The sequence below is a fragment of the Saccharothrix longispora genome, assembly GCF_031455225.1.
Classification (GTDB): domain Bacteria; phylum Actinomycetota; class Actinomycetes; order Mycobacteriales; family Pseudonocardiaceae; genus Actinosynnema; species Actinosynnema longispora.
In genome coordinates this window covers 5,606,591-5,629,167 of record NZ_JAVDSG010000001.1, presented here as the reverse complement: position 1 = coordinate 5,629,167, position 22,577 = coordinate 5,606,591, and the positions used below count along the sequence as shown (strand labels likewise).

The following is a 22,577-nucleotide window of genomic DNA, read 5'->3' as shown; positions in this document are numbered from 1 at the left end:
CCACGTGAGTGAGCACTTCCGTGTTCAGGGCGGTGCGCGCCTGGTCGGCGAGGTCGAGGTCGTCGGCGCGAAGAACAGCGTGCTCAAGCTGATGGCCGCGGCCCTCCTCGCGGAGGGCACGACCACGATCACCAACTGCCCGGAAATCCTCGACGTGCCGCTGATGGCGGACGTCCTCCGCAGCCTCGGCTGCGAGGTGACCCTCGACGGCGGCGTCGTCACCATCACCACCCCCGCCGAGCTGAACCACCGCGCCGACTCCGAGGCCATGGGCAAGCTCCGCGCCTCGGTCTGCGTCCTCGGCCCGCTGGTGGGCCGCTGCAAGCGGGCCGTCGTGGCCCTGCCCGGCGGCGACGCGATCGGCTCCCGGCCGCTGGACATGCACCAGAACGGCCTGCGCAAGCTCGGCGCGCACAGCGAGATCGAGCACGGCTGCGTCGTCGCCGAGGCGGAGGGCCTGCACGGCGCCCAGATCTGGCTCGACTTCCCGAGCGTCGGCGCCACCGAGAACATCCTGATGGCCGCCGTGCTCGCGAAGGGCACCACGGTCATCGACAACGCCGCCCGCGAGCCGGAGATCGTGGACATCTGCGTGATGCTCCAGGAGATGGGCGCCAGGATCGAGGGCGCGGGCACGTCCACGCTCACCGTGCACGGGGTGGAGTCCCTGCGCCCGACCGAGCACCGCGTCATCGGCGACCGCATCGTGGGCGCCACCTGGGCGTTCGCCGCCGTCATGACGCGCGGCGACATCACCGTGCGCGGCGTGAACCCGCACCACCTCGACCTGGTCCTGGAGAAGCTCCGCATGGCCGGCGCGGAGGTGACCACGTTCGACGACGACGGCTTCCGCGTGGTCCAGCACGGCAGGCCGCAGTCGGTCGACTTCGTCACGCTGCCCTACCCGGGCTTCGCGACCGACAACCAGCCGTTCGCCATCGCCCTCTCCAGCATCTCCGAGGGCACGTCGATGATCACCGAGAACCTCTTCGAAGCGCGCTTCCGCTTCATCGAGGAGATGGTGCGCCTGTCGGCCGACGCCCGCACCGACGGCCACCACGCCGTGGTGCGCGGCGTGGAGAAGCTGTCCAGCGCACCGGTCTGGGCCTCGGACATCCGGGCCGGCGCGGGCCTGGTCCTGGCCGGCCTGTGCGCGGAGGGCGTCACCGAGGTCTACGAGATCTTCCACATCGAGCGCGGCTACCCGGGCTTCGTGGAGAACCTGCGCAAGCTGGGCGCGACGGTGGAGCGCGTCGGCGCGTAGCGGTGCCCGGCGTCCTCCCCGCTCGGCGGACCGGGTGGGGAGGACGCCCTCACCGCGGCAGGAACGGCGTGAGGGCGGTCACGCCCCCGGTCGTCCTCCGGTCACGATTCAGTGAGCAACGGCACGCTCCGTGTGGGTTACTCGTCAGTACGCTACGGGGAACCGCGAGAACCACACGGACAACGACGCCGTTCGAGGAGGCTGCCGTGCCGTACCCGGCCGATCGTGAGCGGGACCGACCGTGGGTGATGCGGACCTACGCGGGTCACTCCAGCGCCGCCGCCTCGAACGCCCTCTACCGCCGGAACCTGGACAAGGGGCAGACCGGCCTCTCCGTGGCCTTCGACCTCCCCACCCAGACCGGCTACGACCCGGACGACGAGCTGGCCCGGGGCGAGGTGGGCAAGGTCGGCGTGCCGATCAGCCACATCGGCGACATGCGGCAGCTGTTCGACGGAATCCCGCTGGGCGAGGCCAACACCTCCATGACGATCAACGCGACGGCCATGTGGCTGCTCGCGCTGTACGTCTCCGTCGCCGAGGAGGAGGGCGCCGACCGCGCGACCCTCTCCGGCACCACGCAGAACGACATCATCAAGGAGTACCTGTCCCGCGGCACGTACGTGTTCCCGCCCGGCCCGAGCCTCCGCCTCATCACGGACGTGGTCGCGTGGACCGTGTCGAACGTGCCGAAGTGGAACCCGATCAACATCTGCTCGTACCACCTCCAGGAGGTCGGTGCGACCCCGGCGCAGGAGATCGCCTACTCCCTCTCCACCGCCATCGCGGTCCTGGACTCGGTCTTCGACTCCGGCCAGGTCCCCGAGGAGCGTCGCGGCGAGGTCGTCGCGCGCATCTCGTTCTTCGTGAACGCGGGCGTCCGCTTCATCGAGGAGATGTGCAAGATGCGGGCGTTCGTCCGGCTGTGGGACGAGATCACCCGCGACCGGTACGGCATCGAGAACCCGAAGCACCGCCGCTTCCGCTACGGCGTGCAGGTGAACTCCCTCGGCCTCACCGAGGCGCAGCCGGAGAACAACGTGCAGCGGATCGTGCTGGAGATGCTCGCGGTCACGCTCTCCCGCGACGCCCGGGCCCGCGCGATCCAGCTGCCCGCGTGGAACGAGGCCCTCGGCCTCCCGCGCCCCTGGGACCAGCAGTGGGCGCTGCGCATGCAGCAGGTCCTCGCCTACGAGACGGACCTCCTGGAGTACGAGGACGTCTTCGACGGCTCGCACGTCGTCGAGGCCAAGGTGGACGGGATCGTCGAAGCCGCCCGCGCCGAGATCGACCGCGTGCAGGCGATGGGCGGCGCCGTCGCGGCCGTGGAGTCCGGCTACATGAAGTCGGCGCTGGTCTCCTCCCTCGCCGAGCGCCGCCGCCGCGTCGAGTCGGGCGAGGACGTCGTGGTGGGCGTGAACAGGTTCGCCACCACCGAACCGTCACCGCTCCAGGTCGAGGGCGCGAACGCGATCGAGCAGATCGACCCCGTCGTGGAGCAGCGGGCCGTCGAGGCGGTGCGGGCCTGGCGGGCCGGCCGGGACGACGCCCTGGTGACGTCCACCCTGGACACCCTCCGGGCCGCCGCGAAGACCGACGCGAACCTCGTCGAGGCCACGATCGCGTGCGCCAAGGCCGGCGTCACCACCGGCGAGTGGGCGTCCGCGCTGCGCGAGGTGTTCGGCGAGTACCGCGCGCCCACCGGTGTCTCCGCGGCCTCCGCCTCCGGTGAGGCGGGCGAGCGGATCGCCCGCGTGCGCGACCGGGTCAGGACGACCGGCGGGGAACTCGGTCGTCGACTGCGCGTCCTGGTCGGCAAGCCCGGCCTCGACGGGCACTCCAACGGCGCCGAGCAGGTCGCCGTGCGGGCCCGCGACGTCGGCTTCGAGGTCGTGTACCAGGGCATCCGGCTCACCCCGGCCCAGATCGTGGCCGCCGCCGTGCAGGAGGACGTGCACGTGGTGGGCCTGTCGATCCTGTCCGGCTCGCACCTGGAGGTCGTGCCCGCCGTGGTCGACGGCCTGCGCGCCGCGGGCGCGGGCGACGTGCCGGTCATCGTCGGCGGCATCGTGCCGCCCGACGACGCCGCCGTGCTCCGCGACCGCGGCGTGGCGCGCGTGTTCACGCCGAAGGACTACGAGCTGACCGACATCATGGACGAGATCGTCACCGTGATCCGCGAGGCCAACGGCCTGAAGCCACCGTCCCACTGACCACCGTCCCGTCGGCCACCGTTCCGCCGACCACCGTCCCGTCGGCCACCGTTCCCGCTAGACGACGTCATCGGTCGTCACGACCTCCGCGAACCCGCCGCCGCGCAGGTTCGTCGCGGTCGCGCGGGCCAGTTCGTCGGCGCTCAGGTCCTCCAGGTCGAAGGTGAACGTGGCGTCGAGCACGACCCGGACCCGGTAGCCGAGGTTCCCGCCCACCCGGGCCGTCGTCTCGACGCACATGTTCGTCTGGACGCCCGCGAGCACGATGCCGGTGACGCCGCGCCCGCGCAGCCACGCGTCCAGGTCGACCTCGCCGTGGAACGCCGAGTTCACGGACTTGGCGAACACCAGGTCGGGCACGGCCCCGTCCAGTTCCGGCGTGAACCGGTTGCCGTCCTGGCCGGGGCGCAGCGGCGAGCCGGGCTCGGTCGAGTCGTGCCGCACGAGCACCAGCGGCCCGCGCCAGGACGCCAGCAGGCGGGCGATGTTCGCCTCGGCACCGGGGTTGTTGCGCCTGCCCCAGGACGGGTCGGCGAAGCCGCGCTGCACGTCGACGAGGATGAGTGCGTTGGTCACGGCGTCGAGTCTGGGGTCACCGGGCTCGCGCCGGTGAGTGGCGGAACCGGCGCGGTGCAGTACTTTCCTGCCATGTTCACCGTGGGGGTGCTCCTGCTGCCGGGCACCAGGTCGTTCGAGGTCTCGGTGGTCGGCGAGGTGTGGGGGGTGGACCGCACCGACTCCGGGGTGGGGCCGTTCGAGGTGCGGCTGTGCGCGCCCGGCCGGGCCGCCACCCCCGTCGCGCCCCTCGGCGTCGTCCCCGCGACGCACGGCCTGTCCGGCCTGGCCGGCTGCGACCTGGTCGTGGTGCCCGGTCGCGTCGAGCCGTTCGCCCCGGTCCCGCGGTCAGCCGTCCGCGCGCTCCGGTCGTCCGGCGGCACGGTCGCCGCGCTGTGCTCCGGCGCGTTCACGCTCGCCGCCGCCGGCATGCTGGACGGCCGCGCGGCGACCACCCACTGGCGGCTGCTGGACGACCTGGAACGCGCCGCCCCCCGCGCCCGCGTGCTGCGGGACGTGCTCTACGCCGAGGACGGCGTGTTCACCTCGGCGGGCGTCGCCGGCGGTCTCGACCTGTGCCTGCACCTCGTGCGCCGGGCGCACGGCGCGGACGTCGCCGCCACCCTGGCCCGCCGCATGGTCATGCCGCCGAGCCGGGAGGGCGGCCAGCGCCAGTACGCGGAGCCGCCGCTGCCCACCCGCCCCTCGCGCGCCGGCCTCGCGGACGTCGTCGACTGGGCGGTGGACAACCTGACCGGCACCACCGGCGTGACCGACCTGGCCGCACGCGCGGGCATGAGCGAACGCACCTTCCACCGCGCCTTCCTGGCCGCCACCGGCAGCACCCCCGGCCGCTGGCTCCGGGGGCAGCGCGTCCGCCTGGCCCGGCGCCTGCTGGAGACCACCGACCTGACCGTGGAGCGCGTGGCCGAGCGCTCCGGCCTCGGCACCCCGGCCAACCTGCGCCGCCGCCTGCGCGCCGAACTGGGCGTCACCCCGGACGCCTACCGCCGCACGTTCCGGGTGCCCGCCGCGTCGTGACCGCGACCCGCGCCACGGCGGGTGGAACCCGGGACATCCGCCCGAGGCCGGCGGTTGCCGGCCCGGATACGGTCGCAGCATGGCCGAGTACCAGCACATCCGCGTCGAGCGCACGGATGACGTCGTGCGCATCACCATGGACCGCGCCGCGCGGCGCAACTCCCTGTCCGCCGAACACCTGGCGGAGCTGTTGACCGCGTTCCGCGACGTCGCCGCGTCCGACGCGCTGGGCGTCGTGCTCGCGGGGGAGGGACCGGTGTTCTCCGCCGGGCACGACTTCGCCGACGTGTCCTCGCGCGACCTGGAGGGCGTGCGGGAGCTGCTGACCCTCTGCACGGACCTGATGCGCACGATCGAGTCGGTGCCGCAGGTGGTGGTCGCCCGCGTGCACGGCCTGGCCACCGCGGCCGGCTGCCAGCTGGTGGCCTCGTGCGACCTGGCGGTGGCGTCCGAGGACGCCGCCTTCGCGCTGCCCGGCGGCAAGGGCGGTTGGTTCTGCCACACCCCGGCCGTGCCGGTGGCCCGCGCGATCGGCCGCAAGCGCCTGATGGAGCTGGCGCTCACCGGCGACCCGATCGACGCGCGGACCGCCGAGCAGTGGGGCCTGGTCAACCGCGTCGTGCCGGCCGACGGGCTGGACGAGGCCGTGGACGACCTGGTGCGCCGCGCCACCCGAGGCAGCAGGGCGAGCAAGGCGCTCGGCAAGCAGACGATCTACGCCCAGCTCGACCGCCCCGAGGCCGACGCGTACGCGATCGCCGTGGAGGTGATGGCGGCGGCGTCCCAGACCGCGGCGGCGAAGGAGGGCATGTCGTCGTTCCTGGAGAAGCGCCCGGCGGTGTGGACCGACTGACACCGCCGGGCGCCCGCCCGCACCCGCTCGTGCGACCCCGCCGCAGACCCCGGCACGCCCCCGGCCACCGTCACGGTTGGGCGTGCTCGTGCAGCAGGAGCAGGGTGTAGGCGGCGATCGACTGCGCGTCGGTGATCTCGCCCCGCGAGACCATCGCCTCGAACTCCGCGCGCGGGAACCACGCCGAGCGCATGTCCTGCTCCTCGTGCTCCCGCTCGTGGAAGCCCTCGACCAGCTCGGTGGCCAGGAACACCCGCCCGCGCTGGCTCGACATGCCCGGCGCCACGTCCAGCAGCCCCAGCTGCACGAGCCTGCCCGCGCGCAGGCCCGTCTCCTCGCGCAGCTCGCGGGCGGCCAGCTCCAGCGGGGCGAGGTCGGCGCGCTCCGGCGCGGTGCCCTGCGGGAACTCCCAGCGCCGCATGCCCAGCGGGTACCGGTACTGCTCGACCAGCCGGAGCCGCTCGCCGTCCATGGGTATCACCAGCGCGAAGTCCGGCTTGTCCACCACCCCGTAGATCCCGGTCGTCCCGTCGGGACGCCCGATCGCGTCCTCCCGGACCACCATCCACTGGTTCGCGTACACCTCGCGCGAGCCGAGGGTCTCCACGATCACTCTCCCTGCACCTGTTGTCCCAACCGCGAACGGCTGCGGCCGTAGGCGAAGTACACCACCAACCCCGCCGCCGACCACACGCCGAACGCCGCCCACGTCGCGGGCGCCAACCCGGCCACCAGCAGCACGCACATGCCCAGCCCCAGCAGCGGCACCACCGGCACCCAGGGCGTGCGGAACCCGCGCGGCAGGTCCGGCCGGGTCCGCCGCAGCACCACCACACCGATGTTGACCAGGCTGAACGCCACCAGCGTGCCGATGCTCGTCGCCTCCGCCAGCTGCCCCAGCGGCACCAGCGCCGCGAGCACCGCCACCGCCCCGCCCACGATCAGCGTGTTCGCCGCGGGCACGCGCCGCGCGCCGATCCGGGCGAACACCCGGGGCACCAGGCCGTCGCGCGCCATCGCGACCAGCACCCGGGTCTGTCCGTACAGGACGGTCAGCACCACCGAGGCGATCGCGACCACCGCGCCGGCCGCCAGCACCACGGCCGGCCAGCCGTCGCCCGTGACCTGCCGCAGCACGGTGGCCAGCGAGGCGTCGGACCCGCTCAGCGCGTCCACGCCGACCGCGCCCACCGCCGTCAGCGCCACCAGCACGTAGGCGACCGTGACCACGGCCAGTGAGACGACGATGGCGCGCGGCAGGTCGCGCTGCGGGTTCCGCGCCTCCTCGCCCGCCGTCGAGGCCGCGTCGAACCCGATGAACGAGAAGAACACCAGCGAGGCCGCGCCCGTGACGCCCGCGACCCCGGCGGGCGCGAACGGCGCCAGGTTGCCGGTGCTGAACCCGAACGCGGCGACCACCACGAAGAACGCGAGGACGGCGACCTTCAGCACGGTCGTCACCACGGTCACCACCCCGCTCTCCCGCACGCCGCCGAGGAGCACCGCCGTGGCCAGCAGCACCACCGCGGCGGCCGGCAGGTCGACCACGCCGCCGCTGAGCGCCTCGGGCACCCGCGAGCCGACCGTCGCGCCGAGGAACTCGTCGAGGTAACCGCTCCAGCCCACCGCGACGGCCGCGACCGACACGCCGTACTCCAGCAGCAGGCACCAGCCGCACACCCACGCGACCAGCTCGCCCAGCGTGGCGTAGGTGTAGGAGTAGGCCGACCCGGAGACCGGCACCGCGCCCGCCAGCTCGGCGTAGGACAGGGCCGAGAACAGCGCGGCGAGCGCCGCCACGGCGAACGACACCGTCACCGCCGGCCCGGCGACCGGGGCGGCCTGGCCGAGCACCACGAAGATGCCCGTGCCGAGGGTGGCGCCGACGCTCAGCGAGATCAGGGCCGGCAGCCCGAGGCCGCGGCGCAGCGCGGTGTGAGCGCTCTCGTCGTTGATCAGGTCGACGGGCTTGGTGCGCAGGAGCTGCCGCGGCGGTGACACGTCGGCCGACGGTACCTGCCGGTCGTCCGGCGCTCGCACCCCGTAGCCTGTCGGCCGTGCGCCTCGTCATCGCTCGCTGCAAGGTCGACTACGTCGGACGCCTCACCGCCCATCTGCCGATGGCCCAGAGGCTGCTGCTGATCAAGGCGGACGGGTCCGTGTCGATCCACTCCGACGATCGCGCGTACAAGCCGCTGAACTGGATGAGCCCGCCGTGCTGGCTCATCGAGGACCCGGACATCTGGGTGGTGCAGAACAAGGCGGGGGAGAAGCTGATCATCACCCTGGCCGAGGTCCTGCACGACTCCAAGCACGAACTCGGCCCCGAGCCCGGCCTGGTGAAGGACGGCGTGGAAGCCGACCTCCAGAAGCTGCTGGCCGAGCACGTCACCACCCTCGGGGAGGGCTGGACCCTCGTCCGCCGCGAGTTCCCGACGCCGATCGGCCCGGTCGACCTGATGTGCCGCGACAGCGCGGGGAAGTCCGTGGCGGTCGAGATCAAGCGCCGGGGCGAGATCGACGGCGTGGAGCAGCTCACCCGCTACCTGGAACTCCTCAACCGCGACCCGCTGCTCGCCCCGGTGCGCGGCGTGTTCGCGGCGCAGCAGATCAAGCCCCAGGCCCGCACCCTCGCGGAGGACCGCGGCATCCGCTGCGTGGTCCTGGACTACGACGCGCTGCGCGGCATCGAGTCCGACGAGTTCCGCCTGTTCTGACCCGTTCCGAACTCCGATTCCCGCGGTCCGCGGTACACCGTTCGGGCGCGTGGCAAAGCGTTTTCCGCGATATACGCTGACCTCCCCGTTTGGTGGGCCTGGGGAGGAACCGTGCGAAGACGAAGATCCGGTGTGCCCGCTCTGCTGCTCCTCCCCCTCGTGCTCGCGGCGTGCGCGGACACCGGTCGCGCACCGGTGCCGCTCGGGATGACGGCGCCCAGCTCCAGCATGACGGCCCTCCCCTCGGCGCACCTGGCCGCACGGCCCGTGGCCGGGGCCGCGAACAGCGAGATCCGGTTGAGCGGTGAGGGGTACCCCGCTCACGGCCGGGTGGTGTTCACCTTCCACGGGGCGCAGGTGGGCGAGACCACCGCGGACGCGGTGGGGCGGTTCGCCGAGGTGGCGGTGGTGGTGCCGACCGCGTTTGGGGACGCCGGGCCCGGCACCCAGGTCACGATCGGGGCCACGTCGGGGCCGTTCTACGCCGAGACGCCGTTCGTCCTCACCCGGTAGAGCTCGTCCAGGACGTCGGCGCGGCTCAGCGCGAACCGGCTCGCCAGGTGGTCGGCCAGGCGGGCCACCTCCGGCGGCACGTCCGGGCACTCGCCCTCGAAGTCGGTCAGGTCCACGTACGCCTCCAGCAGGTCCGCCCCGGCGTGGCCGGGGAAGATCCCGCCGTCGTCCCGGCGGTGGAACGCGATGCCCTCGCGCACGGCCGACGCGTCGCCGGTGAGCGCGAAGCCCGCCGCGCCGCCGCGGTCCTGGACGGGGTGGACCACGTCCGCCGTGCCGGACAGCCACGTGCGGGTGAACCCGACGACCTCCGCCGCGCCCTGGAGGTAGTCGAGGGCGGTGGGCAGCGTGAACGAACGCGACAGCCCGGAACCGCACACGAACAGGAACGGCAGGTGTTCGGGGTAGCCCTGCGCGCGGCCGTCGGCGAGGGCGGCCGTCGCGTGCGCGCGGCCCGCGTCGTGGCCGCCGGCGAAGTCGTCGTCCCCGAGCTGGTGGCGGAGCAGCACCAGGCGCCCCTCGGCGCGGTGCCCGGCCAGCGCTCCCGGGTGGTCGCCCCACGCGCCCCGGGCGGCCGGGGAACCGGTGCGGCGGACGAGGAACCTCAGGTCGTGGCCACCCGTGCGGGTGTACTCGGACAGCTCCCGCGGCGTCAGCTCGCGAGCACCGGAATCGACCCCGTACGCGGTCACGGTCGGCAATCGGCACCTCCTGGCCCCACCTCGGGGAGTACGAGGTTTAGGAGCGGGTAGTTCAAACCGGCGAACCGCGCCGGAGTGCACTACGGTCAGCGTGGTCGCTGGTGAGTAGTGTTCGTTGGTGTTTGAGATTGTTTGATCGGGGAGGTGGGCGAGGGTGCCCGTGCTCGCACAGGCGGACCTGCGGCTTGACGCCGGACCGCTGGACTACGCGCTGTTGGCGGTCTACTTCGTGTTCGTGCTCGGCATCGGCTTCCTGGCCCGCAGGTCGGTGTCGTCGAGCCTCGACTTCCTGCTCTCCGGCCGGTCGCTGCCCGCCTGGGTGACGGGCCTGGCGTTCATCTCGGCCAACCTCGGCGCGATCGAGCTGCTCGGCATGGCGGCCAACGGCGCGCAGTACGGCATGGCCACGATGCACTACTACTGGATCGGCGCGATCCCGGCCATGGTGTTCCTGGGCATCGTGATGATGCCCTTCTACTACGGCTCGAAGGTCCGCAGCGTCCCCGAGTTCCTGCGCCGCCGCTTCGGCAAGGGGGCCCACCTGGTCAACGCGCTCAGCTTCGCCGCGGCCCAGGTGCTCATCGCGGGCGTCAACCTCTACGCGCTGGCGTTCCTGCTCAACCTCATGCTCGGCTGGCCGATCCCGCTGTCGGTGGTCATCGCCGCGGCGGTCGTGCTCGCCTACACCACCCTCGGCGGCCTGTCCGCGGCGATCTACAACGAGGTGCTCCAGTTCTTCGTCATCGTCGCCGCCCTGCTGCCGCTCACCATCGTGGGCCTGCACAAGGTCGGCGGCTGGGACGGCCTGGTCGACAAGGTGACGGCCGGTCCCGGCGGCGCGGAGCAGTTGTCGTCGTGGCCGGCGACCGAGCTGACCGGCATCCAGAACCCGGTGCTCAGCGTCATCGGCATCGTGTTCGGCCTCGGCTTCGTGCTCTCGTTCGGCTACTGGACGACGAACTTCGCCGAGGTGCAGCGCGCGCTGTCGGCGAAGTCGATGTCCGCGGCCCGGCGCACGCCGATCATCGGCGCCTACCCCAAGGTGCTGATCCCGTTCGTGATCATCATCCCGGGCATCATCGCCGCGCTGGTCGTGCCGGAGATGGTGGCGCTCAAGGCCGGTGACGAGAGCGGGGACGTCGCCTACAACAACGCGCTGCCCGCGCTGATCGGCGAGCTGCTCCCCAACGGCATGCTCGGCATCGCGATCACGGGTCTGCTGGCGTCGTTCATGGCCGGTGTCGCGGCGAACGTGTCGAGCTTCAACACGGTCTTCACGTACGACCTGTGGCAGCAGTACGTCAAGAAGGACAAGCCGGACGAGTACTACCTGCGCATCGGCCGCCTGGCCACGATCGGCGGCACGGTGGTCGCCATCGGCACGGCGTTCATCGCCGCCGGCTACGGCAACATCATGGACTACATCCAGGCGCTGTTCTCGTTCTTCAACGCGCCGCTGTTCGCCACGTTCATCCTGGCGATGTTCTGGAAGCGGATGTCCGCGGCGGCGGGCTGGATCGGCCTGGTCGCGGGCACGCTCGCCGCGGTGCTGGTGTTCGTGCTCGCCGAGACCGGCGTGCTCGACCTGCCCGGTCAGGGCGCGAGCTTCGTCGGCGCGGGCGTGGCGTTCGCGGTCGACATCGTGGTCAGCGTCGTGGTGACGGTGTTCACCCGGCCGGTGCCGGAGGAGCGGCTGCGCGGGCTGGTCTACAGCCTGACGCCCAAGGAGGACCGCAGGCACTCCACGACCGGCGACGACTCGGGCTGGTACCGCTCGCCCGCCGTGCTCGGCGCGGGCGTCCTGGTCATCACCGTCGTGCTCAACATCATCTTCGCCTGAGGGAGGTCGTCATGGCGGCGCACAAGGCAGGTCTGTTCGACCTCCGGCTGGTGATCGCGGTGCTGTTCGCGATCTACGGGGTGGTCCTGGTGGTGGTCGGACTTGGCTTCACCGACGAGTCCGACCTGGCCAGGGCCGACGGGCTCAACATCAACCTGTGGTCAGGTGTCGGCATGCTCGCCCAGGCGGCGCTGTTCGCCGCCTGGGCGCTCCTGCGGCCCGTCATCGTGCCGGACGAGCCCGTTGACGGGGACCCGGTGGAGGGTGCTCAGCGCCGGGGGTAGACCGGGTTGAACGCCTCGACCGTCCAGGTGTCGAGCCAGCGGACGGCGCGTCGGATGCGGTTGCGCACTCGGTGCTCCTTTCGTTGGTTCCACCTGGTTCAGCGCGATGACCTTCTGAATCGTTCCCGAAGGTCCTCGTGAGGACGAACACAGGGTTCCGGCCACGAATGGCGCAACCGGGAGCTACCGTGCACGTCGTGAAGCGTCCCGTCGCTGTGCTGAGCGCGATCCTGAGCGCGACCCTCCTGGTGGCCGGCTGCGCCGGGACGGACCTGGCGAAGCAGCGGTTCCCCCGCACCACCATCCCGGCGAACGCGGAGAACGTCGCCGACCCGACCGGGACCACGGGCACCACGGGCACCGCCGCACCCGGTCAGCCGGTCGAACCGGCGTTCGCGCCCGACCGGCTGCGGCTCACCGACCCGTGCGAGCTGCTCGACGAGGACGTGCTCAAGGGCCTGGGCACACCCGGCGACGTGTCGCGCAGCGGCTTCAGCCGGTGCTCCAACTTCATGACCGACAAGGCGGGCAAGGACCTCGCGGTCACCGTCGACCTCGGCCAGACGATGACCTCCGAGATCAAGAACGCCGACAAGCAGCTCGCCGGCCTGCGCAGCGCCGAGCAGACGCTGGACAACAGCGCGTGCTTCGTCTCGGTGATCACGCAGGACAAGCCGGGCCTCGGCATCACCGTGCAGATCGGCTACAAGGACGGCGACGCGTGCGCGCCCGGCCGCACCGTGGCCGAGTCCGTGGTCGCGCAGGTCCGGGACCGCAAGGGCGTCATCACGCCCGCCAAGGGGTCGCTGATCACGCTCGACCCGTGCGCCCTGCCGGACGCCGGCGCGGTCGAGGCGGCCGTGGGCGCCGGTCACCGCACGTACCCGTACGGGCTGCACAACTGCTCGTGGGTCGGCGACGGCCCGGAGCTGACCGTGGACTTCCGGCACACCTTCGTCCCCGACGACCGGGAGTTCGACGAGGGGCAGACCGAGGTCGACCTGGGCGGCGGCGTCAAGGGCTACCAGAAGGCGGGCGCCACGGCGTTCCCCTCCTGCGAGGTCAAGTGGGTGCAGCGGGAGACGGGGAACGACGAGGGCGAGGTGGTCGAGGTGAAGTCGGCCGGGCCGGAGAAGGCGCAGTTCGACCGCTGCGCCACGGCCGTGACGTTCGCCAAGGTGCTGCTGGCCAAGATCCCGAAGGGCTGAACGGGGGCTGACACCACCGCCGGATACCCGTTACTGTTCAGTAACACCGTGCACCGCCTGGAGGGCCCGATGACGCAGCTCGCTCCGACCACCAGCGCGCGGGCCGACGACGGGCAGAAGCGGTTCGCCTCCCTCGACCCGCGCACCGGCGAGGTCGTCGCGCACCACCCCGTCGCCTCCGAGGCCGACGTGCGCGAGGCCGTGCGGGCCGCCCGCGACGCGGCGGTGTTCTGGGCCGGTCTCGGCTTCGACGGCCGGCGGGCCCGGCTCGACGCGTGGCGGAAGCTGCTGGTCAAGCGGCTCGACGAGTTTCAGCAGCTGATCAGCGCGGAGACCGGCAAGTCCGCCGACGACGCGCGCACCGAGCTGGCGCTGGTCGTCGAGCACCTGCACTGGGCCGCCAAGCACGCGGCGAAGGCGCTGGGCAAGCGCAAGGTGCCCTCCGGCATGCTCATGTACAACTTCGCGGCCACCCTGGAGTACCGGCCGCTCGGCGTGGTCGGCGTCATCGGGCCGTGGAACTACCCGGCGCTCACGCCCGTGGGCTCGATCGGCTACGCGCTGGCCGCCGGCAACGCCGTGGTGTTCAAGCCCTCGGAGTTCACCCCCGGCGTCGGCGTGTTCCTGGCCGAGACGTTCGCCCAGGTCGTGCCCGAGTACCCGGTGCTCCGGACGGTGACCGGGTTCGGCGAGACCGGCGCCGCGCTGTGCGCGTCCGGCGTGGACAAGATCGCGTTCACCGGCTCCACGGCGACCGGCAGGAAGGTCCTGGCCGCGTGCGCGGCGTCCCTCACGCCCGTGCTGCTGGAGTGCGGCGGCAAGGACCCGCTCATCGTGGCCGAGGACGCGGACGTGAAGGCCGCCGCGGAGGCCGCGGTGTGGGGCGGGATCTTCAACGCGGGCCAGACGTGCGCGGGCGTCGAGGTGGCGCTGGTCGCGGACGCCGTCTACGACGAGTTCGTCGCCCTGGTCACCCGGAAGGCGGCCAAGCTGCGCCCCGGCGGCGAGCCGGACGCGGACTTCGGGCCCATCACCATGCCCGGGCAGGTCGAGGTCATCCGCTCGCACGTGGCCGACGCGCTCGACCGCGGCGCGCGGGCCGTCGTCGGCGGGCTGGAGTCGATCCGGCCGCCGTACGTGGAGCCCGTCGTGCTGGTGGACGTGCCCGACGACGCGAAGGCCGCCACGGAGGAGACGTTCGGCCCCACGCTCGTGGTGACCCGGGTCGCCGACGCCGACGAGGCCGTGCGCCGCGCCAACGCCCACAAGTACGGGCTCGGCGCGTCGGTGTTCTCCCGCAACCGGGGCGAGGAGCTGGCGGACCGGCTGCGCTGCGGCATGGTGTCGGTGAACTCGGTGCTCGCCTACGCGTCGGTGGGCGCGCTGCCGTTCGGCGGGGTCGGCGACTCCGGGTTCGGCCGCATCCACGGCGAGGACGGCCTGCGCGAGTTCACCTTCGCGCACTCCGTGGCGCGCAAGCGGTTCCCGGCGCTGCTGAACCCCATGACCTACGACCGCGGGTCCCGGACCATGCGGCACGTGCTGCGGATGGTCCGGGTCCTGTACGGCCGCTAGTCCCCGTGCGGCCGCCGGCCGGGTCGGCGCGGTCGCCGCGGACCGCTCCGCTTTCGGGGGTGCCCCGGGTGGAGTAGGAATGGGTGATCAGCGTCGATCGGGAGGCCTCCCCGTGAAGAAGATCATCAACGATCCGGCGACCGTCGTGGCGGACGCGCTGCGCGGGATGGCCCTCGCGCACGCCGACCTCCTCGACGTCGAGCACGACCCGGCGGTGATCGTGCGGGCCGACGCGCCCGTGCCGCGCAAGGTCGCCGTGATCTCCGGCGGCGGGGCGGGCCACGAGCCGCTGCACGGCGGGTTCGTCGGGCGCGGGATGCTCGACGCGGCGTGCCCCGGCGCGGTGTTCACCTCGCCCACGCCCGACCAGGTCGCGGCGGCCGTGGCGCGCACCGACGGCGGCGCGGGCGCGCTGCTCGTGGTCAAGAACTACACCGGTGACGTGCTGAACTTCGAGACCGCCGCCGAGCTGGCCGCCGCCGACGGCGTGGACGTGCGCACGGTGGTCGTCGACGACGACGTGGCGGTCGAGGACTCGCTGTTCACGGCCGGCCGGCGCGGCGTCGCCGGGACCGTGCTGCTGGAGAAGGTCGTCGGCGCGGCGGCCGAGCGCGGGGTCGACCTCGACGGCTGCGAGGCGCTCGCGCGGCGGGTCGTGGCGAACGTCCGCTCCATGGGGCTCGCGCTGACCGCCTGCACCGTGCCCCACGCGGGCGAGCCGTCGTTCACGCTCGCCGACGACGAGATGGAGCTGGGCATCGGCATCCACGGCGAGCCGGGGCGACGGCGCGTGCCGGTCGGCCCGGCGGACGAGCTGGTGCCCGCGCTGCTCGACCCGATCCTGGAGGACCTGCCGTTCGCGGAGGGCGACCGGGTGCTGCTGTTCACCAACTCGATGGGCGGGACGCCGCTGATCGAGCTGTACTTGGCGCACGGCATCGCGGAACGGCTGCTCGCGGAACGGGGGATCGTGGTGGAACGACGGCTCGTCGGCCCGTACGTCACCAGCCTGGAGATGCAGGGCATGTCGCTGACCCTGCTCAAGCTCGACGACGAGATGGTGGAGCTGTGGGACGCGCCCGTGCACACCCCGGCGCTGCGGTGGGGTGTGTGATGGCGTGCACGGCGGAGGACGTCGCGCGGGCGCTGCGCGCGGTGGCGGCCGTGGTCAAGGAGCACCGCGAGGAGCTGATCCGGCTCGACCGCGAGATCGGCGACGGCGACCACGGCGAGAACCTGGCCCGCGGCTTCACCGCGCTGGTGTCCAAGTTGGACGGTGACGTGCCCGCCCTGCCGGGTGGCGTGCTGCGGCTCGCCGCGACCACCCTGATCTCCACCGTGGGCGGCGCGGCCGGGCCGCTGTACGGCACGGCGTTCCTGCGCGCGGCCACGTCGGTCGGCGACGCGGCGACCCTGGACGCGGCGTCCGTGGCGGGTGCGCTCCAGGCCGCCCTGGAGGGCGTGGTGGCGCGCGGCAAGGCCGCCGTGGGCGACAAGACGATGGTCGACGCCCTGACCCCGGCGGTGGTGGCCGCCGAGGCCGCGTCGGCGGGTGGCGGCGACGTGGGCGCGGTCCTGACGGCGGCGGCCGAGGCGGCGGAGGCGGGGGCGACCGCCACGGTGCCGCTGGTGGCGCGCAAGGGACGGGCCTCCTACCTGGGCGAGCGCAGCGCGGGACACCTCGACCCGGGCGCCCGGTCCACGGCGCTGGTCCTGCGCTCGTTCGCCGGGCAGGTGCTGTCGTGATCGGGCTGGTGGTCGTGTCGCACAGCCGGCAGCTGGCGGCGGGCGTGGCGGAGCTGGCCGGGCAGATGGCGCCCTCGGTGACGATCGCGCCGGCCGGCGGCGACGGGGCCGGCGGGCTCGGCACGGACTTCGTCGCGGTCGCGGAGGCCATCGCGGACGCGGACTCCGGTGACGGGGTCGTCGTGCTGTTCGACCTGGGCAGCGCGCGGATGGTCGCCGAGATGGCCGCCGAGGAGGCCGGTGTCACGGTGCTCGTGGCGGACGCGCCGCTGGTCGAGGGTGCGGTCGCGGCGGCGGTGCGGGCGCAGGGCGGCGCCTCGCTGGAGGAGGTGGCGGCGGCCGCCTCGGCGGCGCTCGCGCCCGAGGACGTCCCCGCCCCGGCCGGCGAGGAGGTCGTGCGGACCTCGCTGGTGCTGACCGACGGCGTCGGCCTGCACGCCCGGCCCGCCGCGCTCGTGGTGCGCGCGGTGGACCCGCTCGACGCCCTGGTGGTGGTGCGGTTCGGGACCGCCGAGGCCGACGCGAAGAGCGTGCTGGCGTTGATGGGGTTGGGCGTGCCGGGCGGCGCCGAGGTGCGGGTGGAGGCGTCCGGGCCCGACGCGGCGCGGGCCGTGCGCGCCATCGAGGACCTGGTCGCGCGGGGGTTCGACGAGTAGCGGCCACCGGCCGCGCTGAACCGGTCACTTGCTCGATACCGATGGTGAAGCTCACGCGGGCGACGCGTGACGACCGTGGCACAGTAGCCACAAGTTACCGTCTGGTAGCCACTCCGGTTGAGTGGGAGGTCGCAGTGACGCGCCAGTTCAGCACGGTCGGGATCGTCGGTCTCGGCACCATGGGCGCCGGCATCGCCGAGGTGCTCGCCAGGACCGGTGTCGCTGTCGTGGCGGTCGACGTGGACGAGGAGGGCCTGGCCCGCGGCCGCGGGCACCTGGACCACTCGACCGGGCGCGCGGTGGCGCGCGGCAAGCTCACCGAGGACGAGCGCGCCGAACTTCTCGGCCGCATCTCGTACACCACCTCGCTGACCGCCCTCGCGGACGCGGACCTCGTCATCGAGGCCGTGCCGGAGCGCGTGGACCTCAAGGCCGAGGTGTTCGCCGCGCTCGACCGGATCTGCGGCCCCGACACGATCTTCGCGTCCAACACGTCGTCGCTGTCGATCACCGAGATCGGTGTCCACACCGGACGGCCGGGCAAGGTCGTCGGCCTGCACTTCTTCAACCCCACCACGGTGCTCAAGCTGGTCGAGGTGGTGCGCACCGTCGTCACCGAGCCGGACGTGGTGGCCGACGTCGTCGCGTTCGCCGAGTCGCTGGGCAAGGTGCCCGTGGTGATCGGCGACCGCGCGGGGTTCATCGCCAACGCGCTCCTGTTCGGCTACCTCAACCACGCCGTGCGCATGTACGAGTCCCGCTACGCGACGAGGGAGGACCTCGACGCGGCCATGCGGTACGGCTGCGGCTACCCGATGGGCCCGCTGGCGCTGCTCGACCTGATCGGGCTGGACACCGCCTACGAGATCCTGGACACGATGTACCACCAGTCCCGCAACCGGCTGCACGCCCCGGCGCCGCTGCTCAAGCAGATGATCACGGCCGGTCTGCTGGGCCGCAAGAGCGGACGCGGTTTCTACACCTACGACGGCCCGGACTCGCCGGTCGTCGTGCCGGACGTGCACACCCCCGTCGCCGCCGCCGACGCCACCCCGGCGCGCGAGGTGCGGCGGGTCGGCGTGATCGGCACCGGCACGATGGCCACCGGCATCGTCGAGGTGTTCGCCAAGCGCGGCTACGACGTCGTGCTGCGGGCCCGTTCGCGGGACAAGGCGGAGGCGGCCCTCGGCAAGGTGCGCAAGTCCCTGGACAAGGCGGTGTCGCGCGGCAGGCTGTCCGAGGCCGACCGGGACGCCGCGCTCGCCCGCGTCGCGCCCGTCGTGGAGTTCGTCGACCTCGCCGACTGCGACCTGGTGGTCGAGGCCGTCGCCGAGGAGCTGTCGATCAAGAAGGACGTGTTCGCGGCGCTGGACGAGGTGTGCAAGCCGGGCGCGGTGCTCGCGACCACCACCTCGTCGCTGCCCGTCATCGAGTGCGCCGCCGCCACGTCGCGCCCCGGCGACGTCGTCGGCCTGCACTTCTTCAACCCGGCCCAGGTGATGAAGCTCGTCGAGGTCGTGGAGACCATCTCCACGTCGGCGGACGTCGTCGCCACCGCCCGGCGCGTGTGCCTCGACCTGGGCAAGGTGCCGGTGCACTGCGGCGACCGGGCCGGGTTCATCGTCAACGCGCTGCTGTTCCCGTACCTCAACGACGCGGTGAAGATGCTGGAGGCCCACTACGCGTCGGCCGACGACATCGACGAGGCCATGAAGGTCGGCTGCTCGCTGCCCATGGGGCCGTTCGAGCTGCTCGACGTGGTCGGCCTGGACGTGTCGCTCGCGATCGAGCGGACCCTGTACCTGGAGTTCCGCGAGGCGGGCTTCGCCCCCGCGCCGCTGCTGGAGCACCTGGTCACGGCGGGGCGGCTGGGGCGCAAGACGGGGAAGGGTTTTCGCGATTACGCGGCCTGAGTGCGTGTCCGGTCGCGGCGTTTGGCATCGTGGGCACCATGCGGCGTGTGGTGATCTCGCTCCTGGTGGCGGTGCTCGGCCTGACGGGCGCCTGTGCGTACACGGTCAACGGCACCCCGGTGTCCGAGCAGGTGCTCGACATCGACCCGCCGTTCACCTCGGGAACGGAGCCCACACCGACGGACGACGACGACCCGTCGTCCACCTCCGACCCGGACACCGGGTCGGTCGGTGACATCTGCGCGCTGATCGGCTGGAAGGACCTGCCGTACGAGGTCGAGGACAAGAACGCCAAGCCGACCGAGACCGGTTACGACTCGACGTTCGACCAGTCCTGCAAGTGGCAGACGTCGGTCGGCTCGCTCGACGTGGGCGTCACCCTGCGCTTCCGCGAGGGCAGGACGATCACGCTGGAGCAGAACAACGGCGAGTTCCAGGTGGGCGACCGCAAGGTCACCTACTTCGACCGGACCACGGACACCACCGTGCAGCCGTCGTGCGTGCTGGTGATGGACTACGCGGGCGGCGGCATCGGCATCATCGTGATCGACGGCACCGCCCGCTTCGGCGGGATCTGCGACCAGGGCAGGAAGGTCGCCGAGGCGCTGCTGGAGAAGGAGCCGAACGGCTGACCCGGTCCGGTCGTGTCCGGGCCGGGCCTGTCGGGTGAGCGCCGCCTCAGCCGCAGCAGCCGCCCCCGCAACAGCCCCCGCCCCCGCCCCCGCCGCCGGCCGGGGCGCCGGACTTGCCGCCCAGGCCGACCACGGACAGCAGCTTCACGGTGTCGTCGTGGCCGTGCGGGCACGGAGCGGGGGCGTCGGACTCGCTCATCGAGCGCTTCACGTCGAAGGTCGACCCGCACGCCTTGCAGCGGAACTCGTAGGTGGGCACGACGCCCATTCTCCCCGCCGAGGGGGCGCCGGCACCAGCGAGGGCACCCCGACGGCGGACACCGCGGTGGGCGGGGCGGGCGACGGCGGGCCGCGGACGACCGGCGGCGGCGTCACCACCGCTTCGGTCCCGAGGAGGAGGGGCGCCGCGCACCGCCACCCGCGTGCCCGCCCCGTGGACCGTGGGCGACCGGCGCCCCCGGCCCGATCCCCGGGCCCGATACCCTGGTCCCTCGTGCCCCGCCGCAACCGCCCGCAGCGCCCCGCCGAGCCGCGACCCGTCGGTGGCCATGGTTGGGCGCGTGCCGAGAGCGGACCGGACGGCGAGTGGCTGGTCCGCTCCGTCTCGGGCGCCGCGACCACGAAGACGTACCGCTGCCCCGGCTGCGACCACGAGATCCGGCCCGGCACCCCGCACGTCGTCGCCTGGCCCGGCGCCGACCACGGCTCGATCGAGGACCGCCGGCACTGGCACCAGGGCTGCTGGAACTCGCGCGGCCGGCGCGGCCCCAGCCCCCGCCGGTGGTGAGAGCGCCCTCGCCACCGGTGAAGGGTGCGGCGCGGATCAGCGCGGGCTCGGCGAAGGAGGGATCAGGCGTGGACGAGGTGCCGATCAAGGCCAACACCGTGCTGCCCGCCCGGCGCGAGGCGGTGACGCTGCGGACCGAGGACGGCCTGTCACTGGTCGGCGAGCTGTCCCTGCCCGCCGCGCGCGACCCCCGCGCCACGCTCGTGCTCCTGCACCCGCTGCCGACGCGCGGCGGGATGATGGACTCCCACCTCCTGCGCAAGGCCGCGTGGCGGCTGCCCGCCCTGGCCGACCTCGCGGTGCTGAGGTTCAACACGCGTGGGACGGCCAGCGAGGCCGGGCGCAGCGAGGGCGCGTTCGACCACGCCGTGGGCGAGCGGCTGGACGTCGCCGCCGCACTGGCGTTCACGGCCGAGCGCGGACTGCCCTCCGTGTGGCTGGTCGGCTGGTCGTTCGGCACCGACCTCACCCTCATGCACGGGTGCGACCCGCGCGTCGAGGGTGCGGTGCTGATCTCCCCGCCGCTGCGGTGGAGCGAGGCCGAACACCTGCGGGTGTGGGCGCGCTCGGACAAGCCGGTGGTGTGCCTGGTGCCCGAGCACGACACCTTCCTCCCACCGGAACGGGCCAGGCGGCGGTTCGGCGCGGGCATCCCGACCGCGGACGTGATCGTCTTCCCCGGGGCCGGGCACCTCATGGTCGGGCAGGCCGACGAGGTGCTCGACGCGATCGTCGCCGCGGCCGTGCCCGAGGTGCCCACGCCGTTGCCGCGCACCTGGTCCGGCCCTCACGAGCAGCGTCAGGTGACCATCGTGGCCTCCTGACGCCGCCAGACCAGCACCGGCCCCTCGACGGTCCTGCTGTCGCCCACGTGCGCGAAGCCCAGCTTCTCCGCGACGCGCTGGGAGGGCTTGTTGTCGGGGTCGGTGATGATCACCACCGGACGGTCCGGCCTGGCGGGGCCCGCCCACTCGACGGCCGCGCGTGCCATCTCGGGTGCATAGCCCCGGCCCCAGTGCCGGGGGCGGAACCGGTAGAACAGGTTGAGCGCCGGTTCCCCGTCCAGCTCGTGGTGGCGCAGCCCGCCGAAGCCGATGACCTCCCCCGTCTCCGGCAGCTCCACCGCCCAGTACCCGATGCCGTCGCGCGCCCAGTGGGCCTGCCACTCCACCAGCATCGCCGCCGCCTGCTCCGCGGACGGCGAGCCGGCCGGGTTGAAGCGGTTCGTCCCCGGATCGGACAGCACGGCGATCGCGGAGCGCACGTCACCCGGCCCGACGCGCCTGAGCAGCAGGCGGTCGGTGCGGATCAGCTCCGGGTTCGAGGTCATGGTCGCGACGGTAACGGGGGTCACCGACAATCCCGGGTGTGGATTCCCTCCCCCTGGTGCTGCTGCACGCCTTCCCGCTCGACTCACGGATGTGGGACGGGGTGCGTGACCAGCTGAAACCCGTCACGATCGACCAACGCGGCGGCGACCGTTCACCCGATCTGGTGGTCATCGCGGAGGACGTGCTGGCCGAACTGGACCGGCTCGGCGTCGAGCGCGCCGTGGTCGGCGGCTGCTCCATGGGCGGCTACGTGGCGATGGCCCTGCTGCGGCGCGCGCCCGAGCGGGTCGCGGGGCTCGTGCTGGCCGACACGCGGGCCGGCGCGGACACCGACGAGGCCAGGGCGAACCGGCTGGCGATGGCCGAGCGGGTGGAGGCCGAGGGCGTCGGCTGGGTGCCCGACGCGGTGGTCCCCGGGCTCCTCGGCCCCCACCCGGACGACGCCGTGGTCGAGCGGGTGCGGGAGCTGGTGCTGGCCCGCGACCCGGCCGAGGTGGCGTGGGCGCAGCGGGCCATGGCCGCGCGACCGGACTCGACGGGGCTGCTCGCGGAGGTCGACGTGCCGGCCCTGGTGCTGGTGGGGGAGCACGACCGGCTCACGCCGCCCGCGACCGCCCGCGAGATGGCGGCGGTGCTGCGGCGGGTGGACTGCGTGGAGCTGCCCGGCGCGGGTCACCTGACGCCCCTGGAGGCCCCGGAGGCGTTCGCGGCGGCCGTGGTGGCGTGGCGGCAGCGCGTCGACCTGTGA

Annotated in this window: 24 protein-coding genes; 18 read left to right on the top strand and 6 right to left on the bottom strand. The window is 73.1% G+C overall.

From position 1 onward, the window contains the following. Positions 1–4 precede the first annotated feature (4 nt). Positions 5–1,264: a UDP-N-acetylglucosamine 1-carboxyvinyltransferase gene (gene murA / locus J2S66_RS23475; RefSeq protein ID WP_310309409.1), complete on the top strand. Its 1,260-nt coding sequence runs from the start codon at positions 5–7 to the stop codon at positions 1,262–1,264. A gap of 206 nt (positions 1,265–1,470) precedes the next feature. Continuing rightward, complete coding sequence (locus J2S66_RS23470) at positions 1,471–3,477, top strand: ethylmalonyl-CoA mutase (RefSeq protein WP_310309407.1); 2,007 nt, start codon at positions 1,471–1,473, stop codon at positions 3,475–3,477. A gap of 57 nt (positions 3,478–3,534) precedes the next feature. Here J2S66_RS23470 and J2S66_RS23465 read toward each other — a convergent pair whose 3' ends face one another. Further along, on the bottom strand, positions 3,535–4,053 hold the full coding sequence (locus tag J2S66_RS23465; RefSeq protein WP_310309406.1) for a cysteine hydrolase family protein: 519 nt from the start codon (positions 4,051–4,053) through the stop codon (positions 3,535–3,537). A gap of 72 nt (positions 4,054–4,125) precedes the next feature. Between J2S66_RS23465 and J2S66_RS23460 the strand changes: the two genes are divergently transcribed. Further along, complete coding sequence (locus J2S66_RS23460; RefSeq protein WP_310309405.1) at positions 4,126–5,073, top strand: GlxA family transcriptional regulator; 948 nt, start codon at positions 4,126–4,128, stop codon at positions 5,071–5,073. 79 nt (positions 5,074–5,152) lie between these two features. After that, positions 5,153–5,926 carry an enoyl-CoA hydratase-related protein gene (locus J2S66_RS23455; RefSeq protein WP_310309403.1) on the top strand — a complete coding sequence of 258 codons (774 nt, stop codon included), beginning with the start codon at positions 5,153–5,155 and terminating at the stop codon, positions 5,924–5,926. A gap of 70 nt (positions 5,927–5,996) precedes the next feature. On the opposite strand, the gene J2S66_RS23450 is transcribed toward J2S66_RS23455, so the two are convergent. Together J2S66_RS23450 and J2S66_RS23445 are read right to left on the bottom strand one after the other, a co-directional pair. Further along, positions 5,997–6,533: an NUDIX domain-containing protein gene (locus J2S66_RS23450; protein WP_310315022.1), complete on the bottom strand. Its 537-nt coding sequence runs from the start codon at positions 6,531–6,533 to the stop codon at positions 5,997–5,999. Positions 6,534–6,535: 2 nt separating this feature from the next. Beyond that, positions 6,536–7,927 (bottom strand): amino acid permease, encoded by a 1,392-nt coding sequence (locus J2S66_RS23445; protein WP_310309402.1) that lies wholly within the window; start codon positions 7,925–7,927, stop codon positions 6,536–6,538. Positions 7,928–7,983: 56 nt separating this feature from the next. On the opposite strand from J2S66_RS23445, the gene nucS reads away from it, so the two are divergent. Together nucS and J2S66_RS23435 are read left to right on the top strand one after the other, a co-directional pair. After that, positions 7,984–8,643, top strand: coding sequence for an endonuclease NucS (gene nucS, locus J2S66_RS23440; RefSeq protein WP_310309400.1), 660 nt, complete (start codon positions 7,984–7,986; stop codon positions 8,641–8,643). Positions 8,644–8,754: 111 nt separating this feature from the next. Continuing rightward, the gene (locus J2S66_RS23435; RefSeq protein WP_310309399.1) at positions 8,755–9,156 is read left to right on the top strand and encodes a hypothetical protein; all 402 of its coding nucleotides are present in this window, start codon (positions 8,755–8,757) and stop codon (positions 9,154–9,156) included. On the opposite strand, the gene J2S66_RS23430 is transcribed toward J2S66_RS23435, so the two are convergent. Further along, positions 9,123–9,848: a hypothetical protein gene (locus J2S66_RS23430; protein ID WP_310309398.1), complete on the bottom strand. Its 726-nt coding sequence runs from the start codon at positions 9,846–9,848 to the stop codon at positions 9,123–9,125. The two genes, J2S66_RS23435 and J2S66_RS23430, sit on opposite strands and share 34 nt — an antisense overlap. Before the next feature lie 163 nt (positions 9,849–10,011). On the opposite strand from J2S66_RS23430, the gene J2S66_RS23425 reads away from it, so the two are divergent. The 9 genes from J2S66_RS23425 to J2S66_RS23385 all read left to right on the top strand — a co-directional run bounded on the left by J2S66_RS23425 (position 10,012) and on the right by J2S66_RS23385 (position 19,711). Then, positions 10,012–11,697: a sodium:solute symporter family protein gene (locus tag J2S66_RS23425; RefSeq protein WP_306747309.1), complete on the top strand. Its 1,686-nt coding sequence runs from the start codon at positions 10,012–10,014 to the stop codon at positions 11,695–11,697. An 11-nt stretch (positions 11,698–11,708) separates the two neighbouring features. Beyond that, entirely contained in the window at positions 11,709–11,981 is a 273-nt protein-coding gene (locus J2S66_RS23420) for a hypothetical protein (protein ID WP_310309397.1), read from the top strand. Between the two features lie 197 nt (positions 11,982–12,178). Continuing rightward, positions 12,179–13,189 carry a hypothetical protein gene (locus J2S66_RS23415; RefSeq protein WP_310309396.1) on the top strand — a complete coding sequence of 337 codons (1,011 nt, stop codon included), beginning with the start codon at positions 12,179–12,181 and terminating at the stop codon, positions 13,187–13,189. A 69-nt stretch (positions 13,190–13,258) separates the two neighbouring features. Next, positions 13,259–14,764, top strand: a complete 1,506-nt coding sequence (locus tag J2S66_RS23410) for an aldehyde dehydrogenase family protein (RefSeq protein WP_310309395.1) — start codon at positions 13,259–13,261, stop codon at positions 14,762–14,764. 112 nt (positions 14,765–14,876) lie between these two features. Further along, complete coding sequence (dhaK, locus tag J2S66_RS23405) at positions 14,877–15,878, top strand: dihydroxyacetone kinase subunit DhaK (RefSeq protein WP_310309394.1); 1,002 nt, start codon at positions 14,877–14,879, stop codon at positions 15,876–15,878. Beyond that, positions 15,878–16,510, top strand: coding sequence for a dihydroxyacetone kinase subunit DhaL (gene dhaL, locus J2S66_RS23400; RefSeq protein WP_310309393.1), 633 nt, complete (start codon positions 15,878–15,880; stop codon positions 16,508–16,510). The genes dhaK and dhaL overlap by 1 nt, the downstream gene beginning before the upstream one ends. Further along, complete coding sequence (dhaM, locus tag J2S66_RS23395) at positions 16,507–17,166, top strand: dihydroxyacetone kinase phosphoryl donor subunit DhaM (protein ID WP_310309391.1); 660 nt, start codon at positions 16,507–16,509, stop codon at positions 17,164–17,166. The genes dhaL and dhaM overlap by 4 nt, the downstream gene beginning before the upstream one ends. A 134-nt stretch (positions 17,167–17,300) precedes the next feature. Continuing rightward, positions 17,301–19,079 carry a 3-hydroxyacyl-CoA dehydrogenase family protein gene (locus J2S66_RS23390; protein WP_310309389.1) on the top strand — a complete coding sequence of 593 codons (1,779 nt, stop codon included), beginning with the start codon at positions 17,301–17,303 and terminating at the stop codon, positions 19,077–19,079. A 38-nt stretch (positions 19,080–19,117) separates the two neighbouring features. Next, positions 19,118–19,711 carry a DUF3558 family protein gene (locus J2S66_RS23385; protein WP_310309388.1) on the top strand — a complete coding sequence of 198 codons (594 nt, stop codon included), beginning with the start codon at positions 19,118–19,120 and terminating at the stop codon, positions 19,709–19,711. Positions 19,712–19,757: 46 nt separating this feature from the next. Here the strand turns inward: J2S66_RS23385 and J2S66_RS23380 are convergent, their stop codons facing one another. Then, on the bottom strand, positions 19,758–19,970 hold the full coding sequence (locus tag J2S66_RS23380; protein ID WP_306747317.1) for an FmdB family zinc ribbon protein: 213 nt from the start codon (positions 19,968–19,970) through the stop codon (positions 19,758–19,760). A 234-nt stretch (positions 19,971–20,204) separates the two neighbouring features. Between J2S66_RS23380 and J2S66_RS23375 the strand changes: the two genes are divergently transcribed. Continuing rightward, positions 20,205–20,498: an Rv1322 family protein gene (locus J2S66_RS23375; RefSeq protein WP_310309387.1), complete on the top strand. Its 294-nt coding sequence runs from the start codon at positions 20,205–20,207 to the stop codon at positions 20,496–20,498. Between the two features lie 68 nt (positions 20,499–20,566). Next, entirely contained in the window at positions 20,567–21,322 is a 756-nt protein-coding gene (locus tag J2S66_RS23370; RefSeq protein ID WP_310309386.1) for an alpha/beta hydrolase, read from the top strand. Here the strand turns inward: J2S66_RS23370 and J2S66_RS23365 are convergent. Continuing rightward, entirely contained in the window at positions 21,298–21,828 is a 531-nt protein-coding gene (locus tag J2S66_RS23365; protein WP_310309385.1) for a GNAT family N-acetyltransferase, read from the bottom strand. The two genes, J2S66_RS23370 and J2S66_RS23365, sit on opposite strands and share 25 nt — an antisense overlap. A 38-nt stretch (positions 21,829–21,866) precedes the next feature. Between J2S66_RS23365 and J2S66_RS23360 the strand changes: the two genes are divergently transcribed. After that, entirely contained in the window at positions 21,867–22,577 is a 711-nt protein-coding gene (locus tag J2S66_RS23360) for an alpha/beta fold hydrolase (protein WP_310309384.1), read from the top strand.